The sequence below is a fragment of the Paraburkholderia sp. SIMBA_053 genome (assembly GCF_046534895.1).
Taxonomy (GTDB): Bacteria; Pseudomonadota; Gammaproteobacteria; order Burkholderiales; family Burkholderiaceae; genus Paraburkholderia; species Paraburkholderia caledonica.
The window spans coordinates 1-266 of sequence record NZ_JAWRXU010000828.1; the positions used below are offsets into that span (position 1 = coordinate 1).

Consider the following 266-nt stretch of genomic DNA (forward strand, 5'->3'; position numbering starts at 1 on the left):
GTAGTCGCTCGGGCGCAGCTTCAGCGTGATGCCGGACTCGCTCAGCATGGCCTGAAGCATCTGCGTGATCTGGCTCGCGACCGTGTTATTCGGGTACGCGAACTCGACGGTCGGATGCTCTTGCCCTGCCGCTTTCAGCAACGCCTTCGCCTTGGCGACGTCGCGCTTCGTGGTCGGCAGCGATGCGTTGTAGTACGGGCTCGACTTCGGAATGCCCTGGTTGGCCGGCGAGAAAATGCCCGCGCCGATCACCTGATCGATGGCGT

Annotated in this window: 1 protein-coding gene; it reads right to left on the reverse strand. The window is 63.2% G+C overall.

Annotation, left to right across the window (positions count from 1 at the left end; all coding sequences use genetic code 11):
• Window positions 1-266, reverse strand: a 266-nt coding sequence (locus tag SB753_RS37895; protein ID WP_410805266.1) for an ABC transporter substrate-binding protein, incomplete at both ends; no start/stop codon positions are given.